The 24,861-nt window shown below is 35.9% G+C and carries 18 protein-coding genes; 11 read left to right on the top strand and 7 right to left on the bottom strand.

What is annotated here, in order from left to right; translation table 11 throughout:
- Positions 1-727 precede the first annotated feature (727 nt).
- Both QUD79_RS10305 and QUD79_RS10300 read left to right on the top strand, forming a co-directional pair.
- On the top strand, positions 728-4,897 hold the full coding sequence (locus QUD79_RS10305; RefSeq protein WP_221435140.1) for a hybrid sensor histidine kinase/response regulator: 4,170 nt from the start codon (positions 728-730) through the stop codon (positions 4,895-4,897).
- Positions 4,898-4,930: 33 nt separating this feature from the next.
- The gene (locus tag QUD79_RS10300) at positions 4,931-5,872 is read left to right on the top strand and encodes a nuclease-related domain-containing protein (RefSeq protein ID WP_184423070.1); all 942 of its coding nucleotides are present in this window, start codon (positions 4,931-4,933) and stop codon (positions 5,870-5,872) included.
- A gap of 121 nt (positions 5,873-5,993) precedes the next feature.
- Here QUD79_RS10300 and QUD79_RS10295 read toward each other — a convergent pair whose 3' ends face one another.
- Entirely contained in the window at positions 5,994-6,566 is a 573-nt protein-coding gene (locus QUD79_RS10295) for a PEP-CTERM sorting domain-containing protein (RefSeq protein ID WP_184423072.1), read from the bottom strand.
- A gap of 405 nt (positions 6,567-6,971) precedes the next feature.
- Here QUD79_RS10295 and rimO point away from each other — a divergent pair, with 405 nt between their 5' ends.
- Together rimO and QUD79_RS10285 are read left to right on the top strand one after the other, a co-directional pair.
- Positions 6,972-8,426 carry a 30S ribosomal protein S12 methylthiotransferase RimO gene (gene rimO, locus QUD79_RS10290; protein WP_184423074.1) on the top strand — a complete coding sequence of 485 codons (1,455 nt, stop codon included), beginning with the start codon at positions 6,972-6,974 and terminating at the stop codon, positions 8,424-8,426.
- Between the two features lie 535 nt (positions 8,427-8,961).
- Complete coding sequence (locus QUD79_RS10285; RefSeq protein ID WP_184423082.1) at positions 8,962-10,827, top strand: YfiR/HmsC family protein; 1,866 nt, start codon at positions 8,962-8,964, stop codon at positions 10,825-10,827.
- 401 nt (positions 10,828-11,228) lie between these two features.
- Here the strand turns inward: QUD79_RS10285 and QUD79_RS10280 are convergent, their stop codons facing one another.
- Entirely contained in the window at positions 11,229-11,735 is a 507-nt protein-coding gene (locus QUD79_RS10280; RefSeq protein WP_246454889.1) for a M48 metallopeptidase family protein, read from the bottom strand.
- Between the two features lie 297 nt (positions 11,736-12,032).
- Complete coding sequence (locus QUD79_RS10275; RefSeq protein ID WP_184423084.1) at positions 12,033-13,880, bottom strand: M2 family metallopeptidase; 1,848 nt, start codon at positions 13,878-13,880, stop codon at positions 12,033-12,035.
- A 403-nt stretch (positions 13,881-14,283) separates the two neighbouring features.
- On the opposite strand from QUD79_RS10275, the gene psrA reads away from it, so the two are divergent.
- On the top strand, positions 14,284-14,910 hold the full coding sequence (psrA, locus tag QUD79_RS10270; protein ID WP_184423086.1) for a TetR family transcriptional repressor PsrA: 627 nt from the start codon (positions 14,284-14,286) through the stop codon (positions 14,908-14,910).
- Between the two features lie 65 nt (positions 14,911-14,975).
- A complete protein-coding gene (gene nagZ / locus QUD79_RS10265) occupies positions 14,976-15,995 on the top strand; it encodes a beta-N-acetylhexosaminidase (RefSeq protein WP_184423088.1) in 1,020 nt (339 codons plus the stop codon).
- Positions 15,996-16,051: 56 nt separating this feature from the next.
- Here nagZ and dsbB read toward each other — a convergent pair whose 3' ends face one another.
- A complete protein-coding gene (gene dsbB / locus QUD79_RS10260; RefSeq protein WP_184423090.1) occupies positions 16,052-16,570 on the bottom strand; it encodes a disulfide bond formation protein DsbB in 519 nt (172 codons plus the stop codon).
- Positions 16,571-16,688: 118 nt separating this feature from the next.
- Positions 16,689-18,284, bottom strand: coding sequence for a sodium/proton antiporter NhaB (gene nhaB / locus QUD79_RS10255; protein ID WP_184423098.1), 1,596 nt, complete (start codon positions 18,282-18,284; stop codon positions 16,689-16,691).
- Positions 18,285-18,980: 696 nt separating this feature from the next.
- Between nhaB and fadR the strand changes: the two genes are divergently transcribed.
- Both fadR and QUD79_RS10245 read left to right on the top strand, forming a co-directional pair.
- The gene (fadR, locus tag QUD79_RS10250; protein WP_184423100.1) at positions 18,981-19,691 is read left to right on the top strand and encodes a fatty acid metabolism transcriptional regulator FadR; all 711 of its coding nucleotides are present in this window, start codon (positions 18,981-18,983) and stop codon (positions 19,689-19,691) included.
- Between the two features lie 276 nt (positions 19,692-19,967).
- Positions 19,968-21,107 (top strand): porin, encoded by a 1,140-nt coding sequence (locus QUD79_RS10245; RefSeq protein WP_184423102.1) that lies wholly within the window; start codon positions 19,968-19,970, stop codon positions 21,105-21,107.
- A gap of 203 nt (positions 21,108-21,310) precedes the next feature.
- On the opposite strand, the gene sodB is transcribed toward QUD79_RS10245, so the two are convergent.
- Positions 21,311-21,895, bottom strand: coding sequence for a superoxide dismutase [Fe] (gene sodB, locus QUD79_RS10240; RefSeq protein WP_184423104.1), 585 nt, complete (start codon positions 21,893-21,895; stop codon positions 21,311-21,313).
- A 301-nt stretch (positions 21,896-22,196) separates the two neighbouring features.
- Between sodB and QUD79_RS10235 the strand changes: the two genes are divergently transcribed.
- From QUD79_RS10235 to QUD79_RS10225, 3 genes are all read left to right on the top strand, one after another.
- Positions 22,197-22,535 (top strand): Grx4 family monothiol glutaredoxin, encoded by a 339-nt coding sequence (locus QUD79_RS10235; protein WP_184423105.1) that lies wholly within the window; start codon positions 22,197-22,199, stop codon positions 22,533-22,535.
- Positions 22,536-22,624: 89 nt separating this feature from the next.
- Entirely contained in the window at positions 22,625-23,230 is a 606-nt protein-coding gene (locus QUD79_RS10230; protein WP_184423107.1) for a peroxiredoxin, read from the top strand.
- Between the two features lie 199 nt (positions 23,231-23,429).
- Entirely contained in the window at positions 23,430-23,801 is a 372-nt protein-coding gene (locus tag QUD79_RS10225; RefSeq protein WP_184423109.1) for a hypothetical protein, read from the top strand.
- Positions 23,802-24,142: 341 nt separating this feature from the next.
- Here QUD79_RS10225 and rnt read toward each other — a convergent pair whose 3' ends face one another.
- The gene (gene rnt / locus QUD79_RS10220) at positions 24,143-24,820 is read right to left on the bottom strand and encodes a ribonuclease T (RefSeq protein ID WP_184423110.1); all 678 of its coding nucleotides are present in this window, start codon (positions 24,818-24,820) and stop codon (positions 24,143-24,145) included.
- Positions 24,821-24,861: the final 41 nt, after the last annotated feature.

Raw genomic sequence — 24,861 nt, 5'->3', positions numbered from 1 at the left:
TTCCAAGCAAGTACTACTCAACAAAGAGTCAAATGCTTTTAGCTGGATCCTGCTGACAGCGTTTGTTGGTCATTTTTTATGGCGTTATTGACTTTTTATGTGCAATAGCTAAATGACAAAGGTTCTGCTTTGTACAGCCCCCGAATAAAAACTGTAAAAACAGCCCTAAAAGCTCAACACGCCCTAGTAACTCTGCATAAATAACCTAGATAGCTACTACCTTATGATTGCGATCAACAAACATATAAAATTATTACTATTAAATGTCTTATTTTTGTACCGCAACTAAAAGATGTAGTAATGTTAATATTAGGGCGTGTTGAACTTTCGAGTACAAATTTTGTACGAATTAAACATGATTTAATTGAGGCGTAGCGAATAAAGTGTAGTATTCTACATAAATGAGCTAGAACGAAAAGTAAATCATGTTTAAACGTATTAGTAGGACAGCGCCTATTTGGTTTTTCTACGGCGTTTTCACTTATTTATGGGGAACAAGCCCATTACATAAGTTCAGCCTTGTATAAACACCAAATAAATCGCTGTAAAAATGTACAATAAAGAACAACACGCCCTAATTACAAGCTGTTTAGCTCAATATATTGAAAGTGCATTTGTGCGAATTCACTTATGGTATATGGTGTATAAATAATTTTAATTAAAAGTCAATTTTTGTCAGCCTATTGCGTTTATACAAAATATTTTAAACTACCAAAAGAATATATTTATGAAAAAAATTTTCCTGTTTGTTGTTCATTTAATTTTTAGTGCTATTTTCATAAAGGGTTTTTTTATTCCAGCATACAGTTTCAACAAACCTACAGCATTAGTGAACGAATACTCAGTAAAAAAATTGACCGCAGAAGATGGTTTTGTCTCTTCAGAAATCTATTCTATTATTCAAGATACTCAGGGGTTACTTTGGTTTGGCACTGCTGAGAATGGTGTTATGCGTTACGATGGTAGAAAAGTTACGCTTTATGAATTTAACAGCATGAGCTCAAATACTTTGTCTCATAATGATGCGGGCAACCTATTGTTAGATCATAATGGAAACATATGGATTGGAACTTGGGGAGGAGGGGCTAACCTTTATGAACCACCTACCGGGCTGTTTTATAACTTTATGCATGACTCTCAACGTCATGACTCTATTTCATCTAATCGCATTCAATCACTATTTCATGATCAAGAGGGAACCATGTGGTTTGGCTCTTACGATAGAGGGCTGAATCGATATCTTGGTAATAACAAGTTTGAGCGAATTGAAAAGGTTGATGGAATTGCATCAAGTTTATCTCATAATCGAATATGGGATATTGAAGACAACGATGCAAATAGTTTATGGGTTGCTACAAGTTATGGGCTTAATCTTTTAAATAAAACGAAACGCACCTTTACGCATTACTTTCCAGACCCAGCAAACATAACACCTACAGGTGCAAACGAAATTCGTAGTATTTTAAAAACATCTCAAGGAACGCTTTATGTAGCAACCCAGCAAGGTCCATATACGTTTAACCCCAGCAATGGGATGTTTTCTAGAATTGAAAGCCCTGACAATAAAAACTTAGGGCAAGTAAATTCTATGATCGAAGATCGTAGTGGTCACATTTGGTTTGTTACAAGTAAAGGTGTTTATCGTAAAGGAAAGTCAGGAGGTAAAATTGAAAAGTTACAATTAGAAAGTGATGATGGCTTAAGAATTATATTTGAAGATAGTTCACAAACAATTTGGATTACTAGTGAAATCAACGGTATCTATAAGCTAACGCCTCATCGTAAGTTTAAGGCTATTACGAATGCTTCATTAAGTGCGCCCAATGGAATTACCACCGATAATAATGGTGATTTATTAATTGTATCCTCTACCTCACAACTTTATAAATGGCATGTTAACGCGCAAAAATTAGAAACATTATCAGGTTCCATTTTTAGCGATAAGAATGGCTTTGGTAAGAACAGGTTGATAGAAAGGCCCATTATTTTCTCTGATAATAACAATTTATGGATAGCACAAGATGAAGGACTTGCTAAATTTCAGTTAACTACAAAAAAAGTAGAAGTAATACAGTACCCAAAAACCAGTCAAGATTATAAAAAGTTCAGAGAGTTTAGGGCGTTGGCGCTTGACAAGTTTGGTAATCTTTGGATAGGTACATATAAGAGTGGTGTTTACATCTACAATACATCAACCAAAACCTTTAGTCATTTAAATGATACTGTCGGTTTGTCTCACCCTGAGGTTTTAGAAATATTTAAAGATAAAGACGACAATATGTGGGTGGGTACGGGCGATGGTGTTAACCTTTGGCAAGAAGAAAGCCAAGGGTTTATTTCATTCAAAGGTAATGTCAATAAAGATGGAAGCTTACTAGGTAATATTATTCAAGACATACACCAAGCTGCAGATAGTACTATTTGGATTGCCACTCAAAAAGGGCTTAACCTTTATCTTCCCGAAACTGAAAGTTTTAAACATTATAGTGCCGAAAATGGTTTACCAACGTCTTTAATACGCGCTATTGCCGATGATGAAAATGGCGATTTATGGCTAACCACTAACAAAGGTATTTCAAAGTTAGATCCTAAATCAGGTAAAATAACTAATTATGATGAACATAATGGGGTACTGGGCCTGAACTATTATGCTAATAGCCTAGTAAAAGGGGCAGGTGAGACATTATTTACTAGTAGCCAAAGAGGGGTTGAGTATTTTAATACTGAACCCGTTGAGTTGAGTAAGAGTGAAGCAAATATTGTGTTAACAGGCTTTAATAAAATGGGGGAGCCAGTCAAACTTGATACGCCATATTCTTATGTTCAAGATATCCAGTTAACCTATCTTGATTACTTTTTCTCTTTTGAATTTGCGGTACTTGACTTTACTTCGCCAAATAAAAATTTATATGCTTATAAACTTGAAGGCTTTGATGATAAATGGATAGAAATAGGTAACCGAAATACCGCTTCTTTCACCAACTTAGATGGCGGTTCATATAAATTTTTAGTTAAAGCTACAAACACGAGTGGTAATTGGGGAGAAAAATTACTGTCGATTAACTTATCTGTTTTACCTCCGCCATGGAAAATGTGGTGGGCCTATTGTTTGTATGCAATTGCTATAGCTCTTGCTGTGATAGCAGCAATTTATTTAAGAACGAGGTTACAGCAGGTTGAAATAACAAAGCAAAAGAACTTTGTGACAGCGCTTGAAGATCAAGTGACTGAAAAAACGGCTATATTAAAAAATCAAGCTAATGATTTAAAAGAAGCGTTAGAAAAAGCTGAAGAAGCTACCCAGTTAAAGTCTGAATTTTTAGCTAATATGAGCCATGAAATACGAACACCAATGAATGGTGTTATTGGTATGCTTAACTTACTTAAAGATAGTGAGTTAACGCCAGAGCAATCACACCGTCTTCGAATTGCATACTCTAGTGCCAATTCACTATTAATGCTAATCAACGATATATTAGATTTTTCAAAAATTGAAGCTGACAAGCTTGAGTTTGAGTTTATTGACTTTGATATACGGCATTTATTAGAAGAGCTAGCCGAATCTATTGCACATTCTGCACAAACTAAAGGAGTTGAAGTTATTCTAGATATAACTGATGTTGACCTTTCTTTAATTAACTCTGATCCTGGTAGAATACGACAAATAATCACTAATCTTTTAAGCAATGCTATAAAATTTACAGATGAAGGTGAAATTTTAATAGTCGCCAAGTTAGAAAAAGCTATTAAAGCTAATGGCTATTTGTTTAGTTGTAAAATTCAAGACACAGGTATTGGAATTGACCAAGACAAAATATCATCACTCTTTGACGCTTTTAGTCAAGTGGATGCTTCAACTACAAGAAAGTATGGCGGCACAGGCTTAGGGTTATCAATAACAAAAAGGCTATGCAACTTGTTGCACGGAGATGTAAAGGTATCTAGCAAAATTAATGAAGGAAGCTGCTTTGAAATATCCTGTCTGGTCAACAAAAGCGAGAATGCCAAAAATGTTACTCCACCAGAAAATACCATAAATATTAAAGTGTTAGTAATTGCTAATAATAAGACAAGTGGTGAGGTATTATACAAACAATTAACACATTGGAGCATTAAGGCCACAGTTGTAACCAATATTAAAGATGCTTTATTACATTGTGAGCAACGCTTATCGTCTGGACACGATAACCTGTTTGATTTAATACTAATAGATACAGGCTTGCCAAGCAAAAATAGTAATGTTTTTGTTAATTACATTCGAACAAATGCGAAGTATGACCAAATAAAGTTGGTTTTGATGTCACCAATAGGTGAAAACCCACAGACTACAGAATTTGCTGAAAAAGGGATCAACGGTTACTTTCCAAAGCCAGCAACCACTGCTGAGTTATTTTACTCACTACAATTAGCGACGAAAAAAGATATCACTATTCATGCAGAAACGCTGAAACAACCACCGGGTAAAAGTGCTAATTTAAGTTCAGTAAAACAACATTGGGATAAAAATGTGCGTGTATTACTTGTAGAAGATAATCGTATAAACCAAATGGTAGCGTTGAGTGTGTTAAAAAATATTGGATTAATCGCAACAATTGCATCTAATGGAGTAGAAGCAATCAGCATAATGAAAGAAGCTTCGCAAGCCACCCCATTTACTATAATAATTATGGATTGCCAAATGCCAGAAATGGATGGATACGAAACGACTCGAAGAATAAGAGCGGGGGATGCAGGTACAGGTTATATCTCAATACCAATTATTGCTATGACTGCCAATGCGATGCAAGGGGATAAAGAAAAATGCATTGCAGCAGGTATGGATGACTACTTAAGTAAACCAATAGAGCCAGATAGTGTGCTCGAAAAGCTCAATCATTGGATGAATAAAGGTGAATAACTGTAAAGGTATTATAGTTATGGATGCGAGCAGATGATTCTTAAAGATAAAAAACTTCAAAATACTGTGTCTCCAACAGCGAAAGCAGGACAAAGACAAGAGCAAGATGTAGCTTTCTTTTTAAGACGTACCTTCAAAGACCATCAGCAGGTTTATGTAATCAATGACTTCAAGTTTACTCACAATGATGAAACAGCCCAGATAGACCATTTAATTGTTTATCCATTTGGCTTTGTGTTAATTGAATCTAAAAGCATAACAGGTGAAGTAAAGGTTAATGATTTAGGTGAGTGGACTCGGAGCTTGAACAGTAAATGGTCTGGAATGGCTTCGCCAATTAAGCAGGTTGAATTACAACAAATGCTACTGCGAGAAATGTTACATGCTAATCGAGAAAGTATTTTAGGTAAGTTACTCGGTATTAAACAGCAATCATTTGGAATGCTTTGTTGGCATAACGTTTGTGCTGTATCAAGTAATGCAATCATCGACCGTGATTCAATGCCTAATGATGTATCAAAGCAGCTTGTTAAAACTGAGTTTTTAGTCGACAAGCTCAACGAAATAATGAAGTTGAAAACTTATGCCATCACAAAGCTTAATCCTTTCGATACGCGACCTGGCTTTAATGACGAAGAATTAAAATCGATAACGGCATTTTTAATGGATCAATTAGGCGGTAGCAAAACCGTTGAAAAAGTAGTGCAACAAGAAGTAGTAAATACGCCTGTTAAGAAGGTTGAATCTATTGCTGATTCAATTTTGCAATGTAAATCGTGTGGTGAAAAATCAGATTACTCTGCGCAATACGGTCGTTATGGCTACTTTATTAAGTGCAATAAGTGTGAAACGAATACCGCAATGAAAACACCTTGTGTTAGTTGTAGTAGTAAAAATACAAAAGTATCCAAAAAGAAAGAAAGTTACACGCTCAATTGTGGTGATTGTGAGCAAAATACTGTAATTATGCAATGATATTTATAGTATCGTTACTGTTGGGCTGGTGGTTTGGGCAACCTAGTTAGTTTTTTGAATGATGAAATGCAGACAAAAAAAGCACCAATGAATGGTGCTTCGTTTAACATTTAATAGAGAATTACTGTTTCTTAAATCTTCTTGATGCTAACCCCATCATGCCTAAGGCGAAGATAACAAGTGTAGAAGGCTCTGGTACACTGGTAGAAGCGTAATCTAAACTAACTTTTACAAATGGGCTAATGTTATTTAATTTGCCATAAAATGTATCAACGCCTTGGTTAAAATTAATATCTAGCTGAAATAAATTATCACTCAATAACAATGCCATCTGTGAACTTGTTAAGTTAAAATCTCTTGCAACATGCCAAGCATTAATGCCTGAAGTAGCACTTAGGTTTGTCCAACCATTTAGCCCTGATTCAAACAAGCCATGGGTACCTAAATTAATGCTTTCTAGTATAATATCAAAGTTTTCACCCGCAGATGGATCTGAGTAACCTAGATCCGCCTGTACTTCAATTGTTAAAGTAGCGTCAGTATTAGCAAGCCAATCTGAGACTCCCCAATTGAAGCTAAAGTCTTGATAATCAATTGTTTGTTCTGTTGTTTCAGTTATTAAACCAGCATTAGCAAAACCGCTAACAGATAAAACTAGACCTGCAATAGCAGCTTTTAACATTTTTAAATTCATAACATTTCCTTAATAATACATTCCTGGGAATAGAAAGGCATTTTTCATCATTACCAAATAAAAGCACAAACTGTACTAGTTTGTTTTATTGTTTATTTTTCATTGGTTTAGTCGTTATTTGGTGATGGTTAGATTGGAAAGTGTAAAATAACAGGACACTTTACAGTTTTAATAGTTTTTTATAAGAAACTTACATTTTTAACGATTTGTACTTGTTTCAGCATCAACAACAACGTCAAAAACATTTATTCATCCTTTCCCAACATTCCTGTATAATCCCACGCATTAAACAATCGCCTTAGCGCTTATTCCAAGTAAAGCCTGAGTTTGCAATAAAGGCATTAAAACCACTTTTTATAACGCTTTAACCTAATGGTTTAAGCCAGTTAAAGCACAGAGCACACTATGACCGTAGAACAATTCGACCCAAGTACAATTAATTCAGCACAAAGCCAAACAACCACGTTAGACATTCCCTCTAAAATGATCGAAGAGCAAAGTCAGCGTTCAGAGCAATTAGCTAACGCTAATCAAAGTGTAGAACGCACTGCAAAGATAGGCTTTCTGAGTCTCGGCTGTCCAAAGAACTTAGTTGACTCTGAGAGGATTCTTACCCAACTTCGCACTGAAGGCTACGATGTAACAAATAGCTACAACGATGCAGAGTTAGTTATAGTTAATACTTGTGGCTTTATTGATTCGGCAGTACAAGAGTCGTTAGATACTATTGGAGAAGCACTTGCTGAAAATGGCAAGGTGTTAGTTACGGGTTGCTTAGGCGTAAAGAAAGATGAAATTATTGAGCTTCATCCCAACGTTTTAGGCGTAACTGGACCACATGCATACGATGAAGTATTAGCGCAAGTGCATGAGCATGTTGCAAAGCCTGTACATAATCCGTTTATCGATTTAGTGCCACCACAAGGGGTTAAGTTAACACCTAAGCATTATGCTTATTTAAAAATATCGGAAGGTTGTAATCATCGTTGTACTTTTTGCATTATTCCGTCAATGCGTGGCGATTTAGACTCACGCCCAGTGGGTGATGTATTAGGTGAAGCGCAACGCTTAGTAAAGTCGGGCGTTAAAGAATTATTAGTTATTTCTCAAGACACCTCTGCTTATGGTGTTGATGTTAAGCATAAAACCGACTTTTGGGATGGCATGCCCGTTAAAACACACATGCAGCAGCTATGTGAACAGCTAGCGAAGCAAGGTGTTTGGATACGTCTACATTATGTTTATCCTTATCCGCATGTTGACCATATTATTCCGTTAATGCGCGATGGCAAAATTCTTCCTTATTTAGATATTCCATTTCAGCATGCTAACAAACGTATTTTAAAATTAATGAAACGCCCTGGTAGCTCAGACCGCGTATTAGAGCGTATTGCTAAATGGCGTGAAATTTGTCCTGAATTAGTTATTCGTTCAACCTTTATTGTTGGGTTTCCGGGGGAAACAGAAGAAGAGTTTGAAGAACTTTTAGACTTTTTAGAAGAAGCGCAATTAGACCGTGTTGGTTGTTTTAAATACTCACCCGTTGAAGGTGCAACGGCAAATGCGTTACCTGATCATGTTTCAGAAGAAGTAATGGAAGATAGATTACAACGGTTTATGGAAGTACAAGCGAGAATTAGTGCAGAAAAATTACAAGCACGTATTGGCCAAGAGTATTTAATTTTAATTGATGAAATAACCGAGCTTGGTGCGGTAGGGCGCTCTTATATGGATGCACCTGAAGTTGACGGAAAAGTTTACTTAACTGATGAATTTGATGTTAAGCCTGGCGATCAAATATGGGTTCAAATTATTCATGCTGATGAACATGATGTTTGGGGAGTTCGCGTAGAAGATTAATTTTAACTTTTGTTATTGTTTATTTAACAATTGAACATGTTTACTCTCTCAGCCCAACATAAATCACGTTGGGCTGTGTATTTTTAACCCTCAGATAATAGCCAATGCTCTTTAATTGATACATAACATCACTGCAAAATATTACCTTAAAATACAGTTAACCTTAGCTAGGGTTAAGAGATAAGTTAATGCCCTGAAATTGTTAGACTTGTGGTTGTAGCAACTCACTAGCTTGATAGTTTTTCTTAATTCAAGGAAAATTCATTAAGAATAGCTATTCTATTGTTTATGAATTTAACACAGATGTAAGGAAAAAATAGCTGCTGAAGCGCTATTTATTATTCCGAGTTGAGGTTAGTTAAGCTATTTAGTTTATCTTTTTTTTCTAACCTCTCTATGGTGCCAAATATAACTTAGCTGCGATTGTTGACAGTATGTAATCTAGTGGTTTTAGTTAACTTATTAAAAACACTATTGATCTGAAAGAAATTAAACGTAGAATGTAAAAATATTAATAATTTTTTGTAGGTATCTTATGGTAGCAAGACTTTCACGATTAAAATTAAAACTATGGTTATCAGTTGTTAGTGTGGCTCTTGTTATAGGGGGACAGGCTTGGGCTCAAAACTCAGCACTTGAACAAGAAAAAGCTACGTTAGTAAGCAAGTTTGCTAAGTTTGTTAACTGGCCAGAAAGCGCAATAGGTTCTGAGTTTGTAATTGGTGTCTACGAAGATACCGAAAGATATGAGTTCTTTAAAAGCTACTTTAAAAATAAAGGCGTTAACAATAAAGATATTTCAGTACGCTTGATAACAACATTTAATGAAGTTAAAAATGTTCATATATTATACGTATCATCAAATAAAAGAAATGTGTTAACTTCAGCCGATAAAGCAGTGAGTGGTACGCCCACGTTAATGATCACTGAAAACAATAATGACCTTAATAAAACGATGATTGATATCTCTTCTGATGAAGCGAAATCGAACATTACGTTTAAGATAAATGATATTAATATTGATAAAGCGGGGTTAGTTGTGCCTGATTTATCTTATTTTGTAGATGATTCAAATAATGACTCTATATTATCGATAGGTCCAACTTATGCTTTACAGCTAAAGCAAGAAAATGAATTGTTAGCACTTGAAAATAAATTTAAAGAAGAGAAAAAAGCCCTTGAAAATAGGTTAGTAAAACAAGAAGCTTCGTTAAATAAATTGAATGAAAAGTTAAACGAGAGTCAAGAAAGTACCGAAAAATATAATGCAGACTTAAAGGCGTCAACTGAGCGTTTAAATAGTGCTCAAGATCAAATGACTAAATTGAGTCAAGAGATCGGTGCTAAAGATGCACAACTTCAAAGCTTAGAAGAACAATTAAAAGCACTGCAAGAAAATAAAAGCTTGGTTGTTGAAGATAACGCCGAAACGCCTAATGAAAACTTACAAGCTCTAAATGAAAATGCGATTGCGCAAGAAAAGGCGATAGCAGAATTAACTGAGAGTCTGAAAAAACAGAAAGACATTGCAAATAATGCAACTGCTAAACTCGCTAAACTCGCTAAAATCAGTAAAGAAAAAGAGTCATCGTCGAGTTTTGAAATACTATTTTATGTGTTTGTTTTAATCGCTATAATTGCCTTAGCGGTTGCATTTTTGATGTGGAAAAAAGCGAAGAGCTCAGCGTTAGCTTCAACACGCCCTGCACCAGTAAATGAAAAAAATAGCTTGTTACCTATTAGAGAGAAGCAATTAATTAGATCTGAAAATATTGCTGCTTTAGGTTATATAGCTACGGATATAACCTATGCTGTTGGTTTGTCGTTGGCAGATTTACTAGAACAATTAGAATCAAATGGTGACACTAAGAATGCTGCAACACTTAAGCCTGTTGTATCACTATTAGATAACTTTAATCTAATTGCAGCAGATCAAGATGATACTGAAATTCAGAGCTTTGATTTAATTGCTTATATGAACAAAATGATGATGCTTTATGATTTTGAATTTAATCAAAGTAATATTAACTATAATTACTCTGGTGAAAGTTCGTTAACCATCAAGTCGATACCTAGCTATATTGCTTTAGTATTACTTAATTTAATTAACAATTCACTTAAGCATGGTTTTGACAATAACGGTAACGGAAAAATATCGTTAAACGTTGAGAAGGGCGCTAATAACAGTACTAAAATTACTTATTCAGATGATGGTAAAGGAATGAATAAGGCAACATTAGAACAAGTGTTTACGCCATTTTTTACTACGCGAAGTGACAGAGGGTACATAGGTGTTGGTATGAGCACTACCTTCGAATTAGTTAAGAAAAAACTTGCTGGCGATATTAAAATTGACAGTAAAGAGGGTAAAGGAACAACCGTTAGTATTACCTTACCTTAAGACTGGTTAAGCTTTAATATGGTTTAATAACAGTTTAATTAAAATAATAAAATCGAATAGTTATTGTATACGTACATTACCTGTTCGATTTTTTTTGCATTAAATAAATTACAGTTAAAGGGTAAGTAAGCTTAGAAAGCGATAATGTATGTGAAGAGCACAAAATAATTAGCATATAAGCATATAAGCATATAAGCATATAAGTTTATATGAATATCACCTAAGTTAAGTGTGTGTATTATACCAGTTTCATTAATTAAGTGATCTATTTTATACGCAGTGAAAACAGTCAAATACAAGGCATTTATTTTCATAACTAGTTGTTCTAATTATAAAATAAATAACGCAGTAGTTGATTGTTTTAACCAGTAGAAATGATCACATAATTAGTGAGATTGGTATTAAGTATATATTTGACCAATGTTATCTATCTGGGTTAAATAAAGCCTGAGATCTAGCTCTATTTGATGGTAGCTTGGCAGCATATGTTGGCACAATTGATAGAATGCTTTGTTGTGTTCTTTTTCCTTTAAATGGGCGAGTTCATGAACCACTATCATCTCTAGAAATTCTTCGGGTGCAGACTTAAAAACAGTGGCGATACGTATTTCATTCTTTCGTTTTAATTTATTGCCTTGTACTCTTGAAACGACACTATGTAATCCTAAAGCGTTGTTAATCACATGTATTTTGTCATCAAACTGCACTTTACTCAGCGGTGCGGCCTTTTTTAAATGTTGATTTTTTAGGCGCATTACAAATACTCTTAATGCTTTGTCATTAACGACATCATGCGATTTGGGATACTTTGAAAGTAGGTATTTGCCTAGTGAATTGTTAGCTAACATTAACTCTACTTGATTTTGAACTTCTGTCGAATAAGAAGAAATATATTTAAGTTTGGTCAAATTGTTTTGCTCGAAGCGTGAAGTATTGGCTTGGTAAAGTCATTTTGAAAGGGCTTATTGTAATGGGAAATAAACTAAAACGCACTTTACATTTATTATGCTATTAATTAAAAAGTTCGCTTTATTATAACTATGTTTAAATAATTACGTTTTATTAGTACAAAACTTGTACCTAAAAGCTCTCACACCGTAATAATACATTTAAAAAAAGGCCAAATGTAATAATACAAATGGCCGTTTGAATTAATAGCGCAGAAAATATAAACCACTACTTTAATGGTAGTTTATTTATCGAGGCTAAAAACCGCACTGTTTACCTTTATTTTTATCTTTTAACCAAGTATGCAATGGTGCGAAGTAATCTAAAATGGCTGTTGCATCCATTTGTTCACTACCAGTTAACACTTTATAAGCTTCTTGCCATGGTTGACTTGAGCCCATTTCAAGCACGGTATTAAGTGCTTTACCCGCTTCTTTACTGTTATAAATAGAGCAGCGATGAATGGGGTCAGTATTTCCTGAAATATCACAAAGCGCTTTGTGAAATTCAAATTGTTGTATATGCGCTAAGAAATAGCGAGAGTATGGAACACCACCTGGGACGTGATATTTTGCGCCAGGATCAAATGCATCGGTAGCACGTTCTACTGGAGCGCCAACGCCTTGGTATTTCTCTCGTAATTCCCACCATGCAGTATTGTAATTTTCTGGTGTAACTTCACCTGAATAAACTTTCCAGCGCCATTGGTCAACTAGCAAACCAAACGGAATAAACGCAACCTTGTCTAATGCCATTTTTAATAATAAACCAATATCTTTTGATTCATCAGGAATAGCATCTATTAACCCAATTTCTTTTAAATACTTCGGTGTTACAGAAAGGGCAATGGTGTCACCAATTGCTTCATGGAAGCCATCGTTGGCACTACCTTGATAATATACAGGCTGATTTTGATAAGCTCGTTGGTAAAAGTTGTGGCCTAATTCATGATGGATTACGTTAAAGTCTTCACCCGTTTTTTGGATACACATTTTAATACGAATATCATCTTTAGCGTCTAAATCCCAAGCTGAAGCATGACAAACAACGTCACGGTCAGCTGGTTTAGTGAATAACGAACGCTTCCAAAATGTTTCTGGCAAAGGGGCAAAACCTAATGAGGTAAAAAAGTTTTCCGCACCTTTCACCATTTGCATTTCGTCGTAACCATGCTTAGCTAGCTGTTTGGTTACATCGTAACCAGGATCAGCATCTTGAGGTGCTACTAAGTCGTAGATATTGCCCCAGCTCTGCGCCCACATATTACCCAATAAATGTGCAGGAATTGGCTGGTCTTGTGGAACTTTATCTTCGCCATATTTTTTACCTAACTCTGAGCGAACATAACAATGTAAGTCGTCATATAGTGGCTTAACTTGTCCCCATAAACGATCGAGTTCGGTTGCAAATTCGTTTGGCGACATATCATAATTTGAGCGCCACATAACACCTAAGTCGTCATAACCTAAACCTTTTGCACCTTCATTCGCTAGTTCTGATTGACGAACAAAAGAAGACTTCATTGGAGGGCTTACTTGACGCCAACCTTCCCATAACTCAAGCAGTTCATCGTAATTACGAGACGTTGCCATTGTCGAGGTCATGTCGCCCAAGCTAAGCTTCTTACCTGCTTTATTAGTATATGTACCTTTACCGTACATACTGTTTAGTTCAGAGCCTATTTGTGCTAATTCAGCCGATTTAGCAGGATCTTGCGGAGCTGGCATTACTAAACTTTGTTTTAGAATGTTAAGTTTGCGACGTTGATCAGCCGAAACTTTTACATCATCAAACTTTGCAGCTTCCATGGCAAACCTAACACCAGCTTCGGTTGATTTCTGATTTGCTTCTGCTGCAAGCGAATCAGTGTCATCTGTAATGAAGTTTGCATTAATCCATGCGGCACGAGCACCTTCTAAGTTAAGTGCTATCGTTTCTTTTTCTACATCAGCTAAAAACTTTTCAGCATCTTGTGCTGTTAACTGTTTGCTAGCTTGAGCATTCATTGACTCAGGTTGTACTGTTGTTGATTTATTGTCTTGGCAAGCGCTTAGTGCGGCCATTAAGCATATAGCAATGCTTGAATATTTAAGTGATTTCTTCATGTTAGTTATTTTAATCCTGTTGATTGACCACTAGTAGTATAAGCAAATGAAAAATACAGACAAGGGGAGTATTGAGAAGAATGAACAATAAAACTAAAAATAAAAAGCCCAGCAAGTATTTGCTGGGCTCGTGTTCATGAAACGTAGGAAACTCGTTCAAGAGATACTCTTTACAGCGAGTATTTCATAAATGAGTTGCATAAATATTAGCCTATTATTAAATGAATATCTGCACTAAAAATGTAAAACTTTATAAGGCATTAGTATACTTAAGAAATTAGTTTAATTTAAACGCTCCAAGCAATTGTTAACCGTGCGATAGAAAAGGTTATTGCATGTTTTAAAACGCTTGTTTAAACTGACATTGAAAATGAAACTAAAATACAATAATTTGGCGTAGTAAATGAGCACAAAAAATAAAATATTAGATGCTGCAGAAAGTTTGTTTGCTGATAAAGGCTTTAATGGAACTTCTTTAAGGGAAATTACAAGTTTAGCTGAAGTAAACTTAGCCGCGGTTAATTATCATTTTGGTTCCAAGAAAGAGCTTATTAAGTCAGTTATGTCACGCTATATGGATGAATTAGCGCCTAATTTAGTTGCGGCTTTGGAAGACATTTGTCAACACCCAGAGCAACCTACTTTAATTGAAGTCTTTTCCGCATTTATTGAACCGTTATTGTCGCTAAATGTCTATAGACAAAATGGTACGAGTAATTTTTTACAATTATTAGGAAGAGGTTATACAGACAGCCAAGGTTTTTTACGCTGGTTTTTTACTACTCAATACCCAGGTGTAATAAGTAATTTTGTTGTTGCTGTACAGAAAGCTTATCCGGAGCTGAGCCCTGAAGATATTTTTTGGCGCTTACATTTCACAATGGGTACAGTGGTCTTTACAATGTCTTCGAGTGATGCGTTGATGGATATTGCTAAAAATGACTTTAATAAAACATTAACTATTGCTGATGTTATTAAACAAGTTATCCCTTATGTTGCAGCAGGTGTTGCAGCCCCAATTAACCAATAAGTATTTTGTTTTTATAAGATAAATTGGGTACAGTATCGACAATTTTGTTGTAATAATGAGTTGTTATGGGTCCATTAATGCTTGACGTCGCTGGTACGTCATTAACCGCCGAAGATAAAGAACTACTTAATCATCCCCTTGTTGGTGGTCTTATTTTATTCACTCGAAACTTTCAAACCCCTGAGCAAGTTAGTGAGCTAACCCGAGCGATTCGAATTGCTGCTAAGAAAGATATTTTAATTGCTGTTGATCACGAAGGCGGTCGCGTGCAACGATTTCGTGAAGGCTTTAGCTCGATTCCTGCTATGGGCAATATATGGTCGTTAGCCAATCAAGATATTGAACAAGCTAAAACAGTAGCAAAACGTTGCGGTTCATTAATGGCGATGGAAGTACAAGCTGTAGGAGTAGATATTAGCTTTGCCCCAATATTAGATATTAATGGTGTAAGCGATGTAATTGGTGATCGTAGTTTTCACTGCGATGTAAATTATATAGCACCACTCGCACAAGCCTTTATTGCTGGTATGCAAAATGTTGGTATGAAAGCAACAGGTAAACATTTTCCGGGGCATGGAAGCGTGCAGGCCGACTCACATATAGATATGGCCATTGATAATAGATCATACGAACAAGTTAAAGCGTTGGATATGTTGCCTTTTCAAATGTTAATTGCTAGCAATGATCTAGACGCTATGATGCCAGCTCACGTTATTTTTCCAGAGGTTGATGATAGGTCTGTTGGTTTTTCAAGCGTTTGGTTACAAGGTATTTTAAGAAATCAGTTAGGGTTTAATGGTGTAATATTTAGTGATGACTTATCTATGCAAGGAGCCTCCTCTATAGGCGGATATATAGAACGTTGTGAAGCAGCTCAAGAGGCAGGTTGTGATATGTTGTTGTTGTGTAATACCCGAGATGCAGTAGTTGATGTACTTGATAATGCCAACTTAAAGGTTGACCCAACGAGTAGTGAGCGATTAAAACGGATGTTAAAAACAACGAATATTAATTGGCAACAGATGAAAGAAAGTCACTATTGGCAGCAACTTAGTAACGAGTTATCGTCAAAATTAAGTAAATAAGTAACAAGCTCTACACATTGTTACTTATCTATTTTGTTATAAATAATCTTCAGTAACTAGAGCGATCTTTTTTGGTATAACCGAGCAACCAAAACTGCTGCAAGAAGGGCGGTGTAAGCGCTGTAGTTAGCAATCATCCATTGTGGCATAGAGTAACCTAAAAACTGCCAGTTAATATCACCACAGTCACCTGTTGCTGCAAATAAAGCGGGAAGCCATTCGTGTAATGGAGCCCAAGTAGGAAAGTTAGGGACAAAGTCACAGCTGTATAAAAAAGACATGGCTGAAGTTTGCGTTTCCACATGCTCAATAGCAATAAGTAAGCCCCAAATCGCACCCACGCCCCATAAAAGAAATGCTGTAACTCTTACAAGTAAATATTGAGTGCCTATGCTGCCGACCACACCAGCAAAGAATATTGCCCATATTGCTACTCGTTGATATATGCACATAATACAAGGTGCAAGATCTAAAACATATTGGAAAAATAAGGCGGCCAACTCAAGTCCGAGTGCGCTTATCGCTAATAATTGCCACGCAGTTGGCCGAGTTACTAAATTGCTTAAAAACTTCACTAAAGTATTCCTAAAGGTATTTTGAGTTTAAATAGATATATTTTTTGTAATCTACCAATAATTTCACGTATATAGAATACAAAAAAGCGCCAATAAGGCGCTTTCTTTGTAACAAAAATTAATGTCCGGAGTTTTTAGGTTCTTCAGATAGTTGCTTAGTACTATGATGGTGAATTAATCCCGAGTCATAGTAATCCTGTGTTCTGCTTTCTAAATAGCCTGTTGAAATTGCTAACCCACCAACTAAACTTAATACGATTGTATAGGGTAGCGCCATAATAACCATACGGCCGTATGATAGGCGTATAAGTGGTGCAATAGCCGATGTTAACAAGAACAAGAAGGCAGCTTGTCCATTTGGTGTTGCTACACTAGGTAAATTAGTACCAGTGTTAATTGCTACAGCAAGTAGGTCAAATTGATCTCTAGTGATAGTACCTGCGGTTAGGGCTTTTTGTACCTCAGTAATATATACCGTGCCAACAAACACATTATCACTCACCATTGAAAGAAGACCGTTAGCAATATAGAACATAACTAATTGCATATTACCTTCATAGGTTAATACCCAGTCGATAACAGGAGTAAATAGTTGTTGGTCGATAATAACGGCAACTACAGCAAAAAATACGGTTAATAATGCGGTGAAGGGTAAAGCCTCTTCAAAAGCATGACCAATTTGATGCTCTTCTGTAACGCCAGTAAATACAGTGGCTAAAATAATAACTGATAAACCAATTAATCCAACAGGCGCTAGATGAAGGGCTAATCCAATAATTAACCAAACTGCAATTAACCCTTGCATAATAAGCTTTACATTGTCTAGTCTGTCGCGCTTCTTACTTTCTTCGATATCAAATTCATTTAAGATTTTGTATACGTTCTCAGGTAGGGCAACTCCATAACCAAACCATTTAACCTTTTCAAGAGTAAAACAAGTTAGCATACCTGCAATAAAAGTTAAGATGGTAACTGGTGACATACGAATAGCGAACTCTAAAAAGTCCCAGTCGGCTTGTTGGCCAATAATTAAGTTTTGTGGTTCACCTACTATTGTACAAACACCACCTAATGCAGTACCTACACCGGCATGCATTAATAAGTTACGTAAATAACCGCGAAAGTTTTGTAAATCGTCGCGAGAGTATTCTGCAACTTCAAGATCAGAGGTATGGTCATGTGCATTTTGAGCACCTTTGCCCGAAGCAACTTTATGGTAAACAGAGTAAAAACCAACCCCAACACTTATAATTACTGCAATTACAGTTAATGCATCTAAAAACGCAGATAAGAATGCGCCTGAAAAACAGAATAAAAGTGATACCATTACTTTAGAGCGTACTTTGGTTACTATTTTTGTAAATAAAAATAGTAACAAGTTTTTCATAAAGTATATGCCTGCAACCATAAATATCAGCAATAAAATCACCTCAAAGTTGAGTATCATTTCATGCATAACTTGATCGGTTGAGGTCATCCCTATTGCTACGGCTTCAATAGCAAGTAGACCGCCAGGCTGTAATGGGTAGCATTTTAATGCCATGGCAAGAGTGAAGATAAACTCAATAACCAAAGCCCACCCAGCTACGTAAGGGCTGATATAAAAAAATAGAATAGGGTTTATAATTAAAAACGATACAATGAGGAGCTTGTACCAGTCGGGGGAATTACCAAGAAAATTATTATAACATGCGCTCATAAAAGATTGTTGCATAGTAAGCCTTTTATTCCTTCTAATAGCATTGAAGATAAATGATATTAGTAATTGTTAATTATATGATTTAACTAAGTGTAAGCCTTAATTAAAGCCATGTAAATTAGATTCAAGTGATCCTGTATTATGGTGTGTTTATCTTTACCGTATATTTTTGCAGCTGACCATTTGATATTCAAACAAGGCAAAGCTGCTGTAACAGGGGTAATCCCTCATTAAAAAGCGAAAATGCAGTAGAAAATCAAATGGACGCTGTGCTTTAGATACGTTTAAACATGTATTACCTTTTGCAGTCGCTCATTTATATAGCAGAACTATACTTTTTTCGGCACATTGCAATTATGTTATGTTTAATTTTTATACCAAAGATCAACACGCCCTAGTACTTGATATTAATAACTTATAAAGAGTAGTCCATTAAAACCTTCAAATATCGACACTAAAAGTTTTAATGATGTTTATTAGTGCTTTATCTGTCAGCGCGAATAATATTTTATAATGAGGTATTAAAGCTGTGATCTATATCAAATGACGCTATAATTTTGCTCACAGCTGAAAGTAATTTTTAATATTAAATAGGTAAAAAAATAGCGCCTTTATGTTAGACGGGTATTTATTTCTAATTTTCTTGTGCCAAGCATTTCTTCTGGTACAATCAGTGGAATTTTATTACAACTCAAGAGGTGCTAGAGCCATATGGTTATAAAAGCACATAGTCCAGCGGGCTTCGCTGAGCAATATATTGTAGAGTCGATCTGGAACGGTGGCTTTCCACCAGGATCAATATTACCCGCAGAGAGAGAGTTGTCAGAACTCATTGGTGTTACACGTACAACATTGCGTGAAGTGCTACAACGTTTAGCGCGTGATGGTTGGCTAACAATTAAGCATGGAAAACCAACCAAAGTAAATAACTTCTGGGAAACGTCGAGCTTAAATATATTAGAAACATTAGCACAGTTAGACCAAGAGGGTATTCCTGACTTAGTTGATAACTTAATGTCTGCTAGAACGAATATAAGTGCTATATATGTGCGTGGTGCAATAAAAAATAATCCTGAGAAAACAATTGAGCTACTTCAGGAGTATCATGAAATAGAAGATACTGGTGAAGCTTTCGCACAATTTGATTACCAATTAAATAAAGAATTAGTTGTCGCGTCTGGTAACTCTATTTATCTGTTAATATTAAATGGTTTTAAAGGTCTATATTCTCGTATTGGCAGCTTATATTTTTCCCACCCTAAAGGTAGAGAGCTTTCGCGCCACTACTACGACACATTAATAGAATTAGCCAAAGCTGGTAAATTTGACGAAGCGGTATTTGCTGTTCGTAAATACGGTATAGAGTCGGGTAAGCTTTGGTCTGAACTTAAAGATGATGTACTTAAAGAATTGGTAGAGTAACTCATAAGGTAGGTTGCGCAAATAGCAACCTACCACCATGTTAAGCTGTTCAAAGCTAAGCTGAACTTGTGCCTATTTTAGACTCCTTGTAAAAAAAATATTTTTTTATTGTACATTTTCTTGATGCGGGCTAATTATGTTCTACACTTTGAGTAAGTACCCGTTTGATATTCAATTTAAATAACAGTTACATAAGTTTGATCTTGTTTATTTAAGTTTCAGATATAGGAAGTTCTTGACGATATGATACCTGTAAACTCTCTTGGAAAAAAAAATATGAAAAAACCAATTAACTTATTAATGCTAAGCGCACTTATTGCTTCTGCCCCCGCTAGTGCAGATATTGCATTTAATGGATTTGCGAGCGTAGTTGCAGGCACTACTGTTTCAGGCAATGAGCAACTTTGGGGGTTTAGTGATTCAGATTACTTTAAACCAGGCTCTTTGTTCGGTTTACAAGTATCGAGCGACTTAACCGAAGGTTTATCGGTAACTGCACAAATTATTGGGCGGGGTGCAGACGATTGGGATCCAAAGTTTGAATGGGCCTATTTGGGTTATCAAATTAATGATGAGCTTAAAGTATTAGTTGGGCGTCAACGTGCTCCATTTTATATGTATTCTGACTTTTTAGATGTGTCGTACGCTTACCCTTGGATCACTCCACCGAGTGGTGTTTACGATCTTCCTTTGGATGCTGTCGATGGCGTTAGTGCCATTTATGAATTTCCAATCGGTGAATTTAGCTCAACTTTACACGTTATTTATGGCACCAATACCGATGAATTAGTCGCTTTTGGCGAAGAAATTAAGCCTGAATTTGATAATCTTTTTGGCGCATCACTTACCACAAATAGAGACTGGCTAACGCTTAGAGCAGCCTATTTTGTTGCAAAAAGTACGGTACCTTTAGCTGCAACTCAACCTTTAATTCAAGGTTGGAGAATGACACCATTTGCCGATGTTGCAAATGGTATCGACCTTTTTGAAAAAGATTCAAGTTTTGCAGGGGTCGGCTTTCAAGCAGACTTTGATAGTTTCTTCGTTGTAGGTGAATACACCGAATTACAAATAAAAGACAGTTTTTATCCTAAAGACGAATCTGCGTATATCATGGCTGGATATCGTTTTAACGATAAAGTTGTGCATGTGACGTTCGGTCAGGATGAAGTTAAAGTTAATCGAATTACACAAGGCGTGCCTTACGGTTTAGACCCTTCTATTGACTTTTTGAAAGCACAGACTGACGGTTTGTCTGACTCTCAGGCAGATAAAAGTAGCTATATTACGGCAGGTTTGCGTTGGGATTTCCATGGTTCAGCCTCATTGAAACTTGAATATACTGATTATGAAAATGACATAGACTCTGATTTTGATTCGGGTTTATTTAAAGTGGCAGTAGTAACCGTATTTTAAATAACCCGGGCTCGGGATAATGGATGTGCGCAAAAAATCGTAGCTTTGGTGTACTTAGCTTATCCAAAATTCAGGATAAATGTTAAGGTTAGCATTGTTAGGTAATTAAAAAGGGAGAGTAGCTTGCTACTCTCCCTTTTACTTTATCTTGTTTTATAATTTAGTAATCCAATTATAAACTCCGATATTATTAACTTAGTTGATTAAGCTGAAAAGTTTGCGCTAGCAAATTCCCAGTTAGCTAATGCCCAGAAAGCTTCCATGTAGCTCGGACGTAAGTTACGGTAATCGATGTAATAAGCGTGCTCCCATAAATCAACAGTGATCACAGGTGTAACCCCGTCATCTGTTAATGGTGTTGCTGCATTTGATGTATTAACAATTGCTAAGCTACCGTCAGCATTCTTTACTAACCAAGTCCAGCTAGAGCCGAAGTTGTTAATTGCACTGTCAGTGAATTTTGCTTTAAATTCAGCAAAAGAACCAAAGCTAGCATTAATCGCATCAGCTAATGCGCCAGTTGGTTCACCGCCACCGTTAGGGCTAAGGCTATTCCAGTAGAAAGTGTGGTTCCAAATTTGAGCCGCGTTATTGAAAACGCCACCTGAAGATGTTTTAACGATATCTTCTAAAGACTTGCCATCAAACTCAGTACCTTCGATTAAACCATTAAGTTTTACTACATAAGTGTTATGGTGCTTACCGTAATGATATTCTAAAGTTTCAGCTGAAATATGAGGTGCTAGTGCGTCTTGCGCATAAGGTAAAGCAGGTAATGTAATCGCCATTATATTCTCCAGGAATTGATTAGATATAAATTTTTGAGCCTAAAAATTAAGAAGTAGTTTGTTTTTATTAAAAACCGAGTAAAATACTCAAGTATTACAAATCTTCATATAGTTTACTCAAATATATAGGTATTACTAGTGCAATTATCAAGGCTAAAAAGCTTTAACCGAGTTATTTTTAAATATTAGTCCCTATTGCATTGAATAATGGGGTCATCGTACCCATTATTCAATGCAATATAGATTAAAATTCAATGTAATGCAGATAATGTGCATTCTAGCTTAAATATAGGGGCTGACTATGGAACAAGATACGATTGAACGTATTAAAGAACAGATAACGCAAAACAATATTTTATTATATATGAAGGGCTCACCCAAACTACCTAGCTGTGGTTTTTCTTCACAAGCGTCACAGGCGTTAATGTCGTGCGGTGAAAAATTTGCTTTCGTTGATATATTACAAAACCCTGATATTCGTGCTGAACTACCAAAATATGCACAGTGGCCGACTTTTCCCCAATTATGGGTTGAAGGAGAGTTAGTTGGTGGCTGCGATATCATTATGGAAATGTATCAAAAAGGTGAATTACAAGAATTAATTAAAGAAGCTGCAGCAAAAGTAGATTCTGAAGAATAATTTTTTATTTTATCCTTGAAAATTAAAAGGTCGTCTCAATATCTATGAGATGTTATTCGAGTACTCAGTTAAAATATTTGGAGAATAAAATGAGTGTATTAGTTGGTCGTCAAGCACCTGATTTTACAGCAGCAGCAGTGTTAGGTAGTGGTGAAATTGTAGATAGTTTTACACTATCAGAAGCTATCAAAGGTAAAAAAGCAGTATTGTTTTTCTATCCGTTAGATTTTACGTTTGTTTGCCCTTCAGAATTGCTGGCATTTGACCACCGTATTGAAGAGTTCAAAAACCGCGGTGTAGAAGTTATTGGTGTTTCTATTGACTCTCAGTTTTCACATAATGCATGGCGTAATACTCCAGTAAATGAAGGGGGTATTGGTCCAGTTCAATACACTTTAGTTGCTGATGTGAAACATGAAATTTGTAAAGCGTATGATGTTGAACATCCAGAAGCGGGTGTTGCATTTCGTGGTTCATTCTTAATTGATGAAGAAGGTAATGTTCGTCATCAAGTAGTAAACGATTTACCGTTAGGTCGTAATGTTGACGAAATGTTACGTATGGTTGACGCACTACAATTCCACCAAGAGCACGGCGAAGTATGTCCTGCTGGTTGGAACAAAGGCGACAAAGGCATGACAGCGTCACCAGAAGGTGTTGCTTCTTACCTTACGGATAATGCTGACAAGTTATAATACTTAGCTAATAAGTTTCTGTAAAAGCCGCGAAAGCGGCTTTTTTATTGCCTTGGGAAATAAGCATACTTTATATTAAATGTCCGAACACTATTTGTCTTTAACGCGATAGCGCCGTAAACTGAAAGTGTAAAAGCACTAGTAATAAGTTAATTTTGATCTACACTTAAATAACAGTGTTTATATTGAAAGGACGCTTATGAAATTAGCTAAACCAATTTATGAAAGTTTGCCTTATATTTATTTTTTTATGAGTGGTTACTTATTATCTTTAGATAATAGTTTAGTGTTAATTTTTTCTGCAGCACTGTTTTATACAGCAGGTTGTGTAACCCTAGTCACTCGCTCATCTCATCGCCGCTTAGATAAGCAAATTGAATCAATTAAACACGCTATCCCCGAGCTAATTTATGAATACAAGCCCTACGTATTTGGTGCTATTGCTATTTTTACGTTGATGCTCACTAAAAATGCATATATACAGTTCGCTGCATTTACTTTAGGGGTAGTCGCTTTAAGAATTCTATTATTTAGACATAATAATAGATGTAGACCTAAAGCGCTATTTTAGTAGGGTTTGAGCTTTATACACAACTTATAATGTTAGTGTTTAACCAACGCTAACTTAACTAACCTGAGTTCTGGATAAGCTAAGTACGTCAATGTCACGATTTTTGCGCGTATCTGCGTTGCCTGCATGGACGTAGGTACTTGGTTTTTGTCTGGAACTAAAAAACCGTTAATTTGCTACTAATAGCTCGCTATTAGGTACGCAAACTTGCCTTGATTCACTCAACACTTATAACATTGATATATAACTACATAAGTAATACGATTGTTATATTGTAAGTGATTGAAAAATAGAGCTTTATCTGTGTTGTTCGTACATCCGTTATCCAGGGCTCAGGTTAACTAGCTATCTTCTGTATTTTCAGGGTTTGACTCTTCAATTGGCCAGCCACCTAATTGTTGCCATTTATTGGTGATATAACAAAAGAGCTCTGCTGTTTTCTCGGTGTCGTAAAGGGCGCAGTGTGCTTCGTTATTATCGAATGTTATATTCGCTGCAATACACGCTTTTGCAAGCACTGTTTGTCCCAGCGCTAAGCCAGACAAGGTGGTGGTATCAAAGCTAACAAAAGGGTGAAATGGTGAACGTTTAATAGCACAGCGTTCAACGGCCGCATTAACAAAGCCTAGATCAAAAGAAGCGTTATGAGCAACCATTATGGCTCTTTGGCAATCAGCGGCTTTCATCTTTTTGCGAATTAACTTAAATATTGCTTTAAGTGCCACTTCTTCATCTACTGCTCCACGAAGCGGGTTTGTTGGGTCTATCCCAGTAAACTCTAAAGCAGCTTTCTCTAAATTAGCGCCTTCAAATGGATGAATGTTAAAATGAATGGTTTCGTCTAAAGAGAACAATCCAGTTTCACTGTCAAAAGCTAACGTAGTAGCAGCAATTTCAAGCAAGGCATCGGTTTTAGCGTTAAAGCCTGCGGTTTCAACATCAACAACAACAGGGAAGTAACCTCTAAAACGGTTAGAAAATACATGGGGATTACTAGAGTTTGAGCAAATTTCAGTCATACTATATAAAACACTATACCAAGATAATAAATAAAATTGGT

It is taken from the genome of Thalassotalea piscium (assembly GCF_030295935.1).
In the GTDB taxonomy this organism is placed as follows: domain Bacteria; phylum Pseudomonadota; class Gammaproteobacteria; order Enterobacterales; family Alteromonadaceae; genus Thalassotalea_B; species Thalassotalea_B piscium.
This window is presented reverse-complemented; position numbering and strand designations above follow the sequence as displayed.

Coding starts and splice junctions, on each gene's coding strand:
- psrA (WP_184423086.1), top strand. CDS start 14,284: ATGAGCACAAAAAATAAAATATTAGATGCTGCAGAAAGTTTGTTTGCT.
- QUD79_RS10295 (WP_184423072.1), bottom strand. CDS start 6,566: ATGAATTTAAAAATGTTAAAAGCTGCTATTGCAGGTCTAGTTTTATCT.
- QUD79_RS10235 (WP_184423105.1), top strand. CDS start 22,197: ATGGAACAAGATACGATTGAACGTATTAAAGAACAGATAACGCAAAAC.
- QUD79_RS10225 (WP_184423109.1), top strand. CDS start 23,430: ATGAAATTAGCTAAACCAATTTATGAAAGTTTGCCTTATATTTATTTT.
- rimO (WP_184423074.1), top strand. CDS start 6,972: ATGACCGTAGAACAATTCGACCCAAGTACAATTAATTCAGCACAAAGC.
- rnt (WP_184423110.1), bottom strand. CDS start 24,820: ATGACTGAAATTTGCTCAAACTCTAGTAATCCCCATGTATTTTCTAAC.
- QUD79_RS10305 (WP_221435140.1), top strand. CDS start 728: ATGAAAAAAATTTTCCTGTTTGTTGTTCATTTAATTTTTAGTGCTATT.
- QUD79_RS10245 (WP_184423102.1), top strand. CDS start 19,968: ATGAAAAAACCAATTAACTTATTAATGCTAAGCGCACTTATTGCTTCT.
- fadR (WP_184423100.1), top strand. CDS start 18,981: ATGGTTATAAAAGCACATAGTCCAGCGGGCTTCGCTGAGCAATATATT.
- sodB (WP_184423104.1), bottom strand. CDS start 21,895: ATGGCGATTACATTACCTGCTTTACCTTATGCGCAAGACGCACTAGCA.
- QUD79_RS10275 (WP_184423084.1), bottom strand. CDS start 13,880: ATGAAGAAATCACTTAAATATTCAAGCATTGCTATATGCTTAATGGCC.
- nhaB (WP_184423098.1), bottom strand. CDS start 18,284: ATGCAACAATCTTTTATGAGCGCATGTTATAATAATTTTCTTGGTAAT.
- QUD79_RS10300 (WP_184423070.1), top strand. CDS start 4,931: ATGATTCTTAAAGATAAAAAACTTCAAAATACTGTGTCTCCAACAGCG.
- nagZ (WP_184423088.1), top strand. CDS start 14,976: ATGGGTCCATTAATGCTTGACGTCGCTGGTACGTCATTAACCGCCGAA.
- QUD79_RS10285 (WP_184423082.1), top strand. CDS start 8,962: ATGGTAGCAAGACTTTCACGATTAAAATTAAAACTATGGTTATCAGTT.
- QUD79_RS10230 (WP_184423107.1), top strand. CDS start 22,625: ATGAGTGTATTAGTTGGTCGTCAAGCACCTGATTTTACAGCAGCAGCA.